Raw genomic sequence first — 550 nt, 5'->3', positions numbered from 1 at the left:
CGTTGGGGTGGCTACCGCTGCGTTGGTCAGCCGAGTAGCGGGCGATCATAGCGTCACGGCTACGGTTGGGACCAACACCACCACCGCGAAAACGTCCAATTTTATTGCCGATGAAACCACGGCTGAGATTGGCAGCACCGACTTTACGGTCACCAGCGGGGCGGTGGCCAACAATACCGCGACCAATGCCGTGAGTGCGACGGTGAAAGATGGCAATGGCAATTTAGTGCCGAATGTCAGCGTCATGTTTGAAGTGACTGGTGGCGCAACATTTGTCGGCACCACCCAGACGACTAATTCGGTAATGACCGATGGCAGTGGGCTGGCAACTGCATTACTGGTCAGTCGAGTGGCGGGTGATCATGCGGTGACGGCAACGGTAGGCACCCATACCACTGCGGCGAAAACCTCCACCTTTGTCGCCGATGAGACGACAGCCATTATTGCGAGTACTGACTTCACCGTCGCCAGTGGCGCGGTGGCGAACAATGTCGCCACCAATGCCGTGAGCGCTACCGTGAAGGATGCTGATGGCAATCTGGTCCCGAAT

1 protein-coding gene is annotated in these 550 nt (G+C 57.5%); it reads left to right on the top strand.

Going from position 1 to position 550, the window contains the following annotated elements; translation table 11 throughout:
• The coding region (locus BN68_RS14340) for an Ig-like domain-containing protein (RefSeq protein ID WP_196796398.1) at window positions 1-550 on the top strand (550 nt) is incomplete at both ends.

The sequence above is a fragment of the Yersinia massiliensis CCUG 53443 genome, assembly GCF_000312485.1.
Taxonomy (GTDB): domain Bacteria; phylum Pseudomonadota; class Gammaproteobacteria; order Enterobacterales; family Enterobacteriaceae; genus Yersinia; species Yersinia massiliensis.
Note: the sequence above shows the minus strand (reverse complement) of the source record. Positions and strands in the feature narration are given on the sequence as shown.